We start from the raw sequence: 1,400 nt of genomic DNA on the forward strand, positions 1-1,400 counted from the left end.
CAGATGCGCGAGCTCGTCGAGCGGCTGATGGCGGCCGGACAGTGGAAAGACGGCGACCCGGAGATCCTGATCGTGGTGGACGCCGGCTACGACGTACGGGACATCATCGCCCGCTCCGGCTCCAAGAGGGCCACCGGCATCGGGTCTTCGCCATCGCTGGTCTGCATGGTGCCGGTGGCCGGGTCGATGCCGGTGGCGACCTGCCCCAGCCCGAGGGCGGGCGAATCCATGAACAGCAGCCGTCCGTGATCGTCCACGTGATCACTTAACTGCGCTCCCGCCGCCAGGATCTCTTCCTCACTGACGACTCTGTCGTCGATGCGGAACCGCTCCTGCCGCGGCTCCTTGTCACGCCGCGGGCTTGTTCGCCTTCGACCATCCCATCCCGGGCCCCCTCAATGTTGGTCGGGCTCAGCCTCAAGCAGCACCGGAAAGGACACAAGACCGCCTTGCGCCATCGAACCGCTGTACGTACTGCGCCCCGGCCCTGAGCGGCCCTTGACCGCCGACACCAGACTGCGGGACGGTCGGTGCGCAACTCCACGCAACCAGCTCGCTTCGGAGGCGATCACGGCGTTACTTTTCTTCGGCACGGACCCGAACTCCGGTGGAGGAAACTGCCCCGCAGTGTGGGTGGACACCGACACCGCGTAGGGGCCGGAACTGGTCCTGCAGGGCAAGGCGGTCGACGCGGCGACGCGCTCCGCCTGCAGTCAGGACAGTTCGCCCGCGGACGACGAGACGGTCATCCGTATCCCGGCCCGGATAGTGTCGCAGATCAGGAAGGCGTGTGATGCCGCAGAAGCCGTCGGCCCCCAGCTTTGAGGACCTGCTCGACTCCGCCCAGCACCATGCCCTGCACCTGGAACGGTGCGACGTCTACGCCGTGGGGGAGGAGCGGGAGGTCTTTGAGGCGTTCCTGAGGGACGGCAGCGTGCCTGCGGACGACTCGGAGTTCTGGGGCGGTTGGCTGCCGTTGGTGGAGCGGACCGTTGCCCGCGGGGTGAAGGTCCGGCGGGTCCGGGTCGTTTCCGAGTACATCCGCTTCGAGCACGCCATCACCGACGCCAACCTCCGCGCCGGCGAAGAGGTCCGTTGGCTGCCCCGCCGCCGCGCCTCCACGCTCGCGCTGCCCGGCAACGACTTCTGGCTCATCGACGACCAGGTCGTGCGCTTCAACGTCTTCTCCGGTGACGGCCAGGCCCTGGAGCCCGAGCACACCGAAGACCTCAGTGCGGTCAAACTATGCACCGAGGCGTTCCGCTCGGTGTGGGACCTGGCCGTTCCGCACGTTGATTACTGCATCTGACCGACGCACAACCAAGGGCCGCCACTTCATGACAACCGCTTCCCCATCGTCCAGCGCCCAGGGGGCCCGCGAGGCGCTCGCTGTGCGGTGC

1 protein-coding gene and 1 pseudogene are annotated in these 1,400 nt (G+C 67.6%); both read left to right on the forward strand.

Annotated features, from left to right (window positions below; translation table 11 throughout):
• A pseudogene (locus ACFU8Q_RS41475) lies at positions 1-249 on the forward strand (transposase); the annotation flags it as partial.
• Between the two features lie 544 nt (positions 250-793).
• Positions 794-1,309 carry a DUF6879 family protein gene (locus ACFU8Q_RS41480; RefSeq protein WP_384465401.1) on the forward strand — a complete coding sequence of 172 codons (516 nt, stop codon included), beginning with the start codon at positions 794-796 and terminating at the stop codon, positions 1,307-1,309.
• Positions 1,310-1,400: the final 91 nt, after the last annotated feature.

Origin of the sequence: Streptomyces sp. NPDC057543, assembly GCF_042801895.1 — a bacterium.
GTDB lineage: Bacteria > Actinomycetota > Actinomycetes > Streptomycetales > Streptomycetaceae > Streptomyces.

What these genes read in the sequence shown, in the direction of transcription:
- ACFU8Q_RS41480 (WP_384465401.1), top strand. Translation starts at nt 794, where the DNA reads ATGCCGCAGAAGCCGTCGGCCCCCAGCTTTGAGGACCTGCTCGACTCC.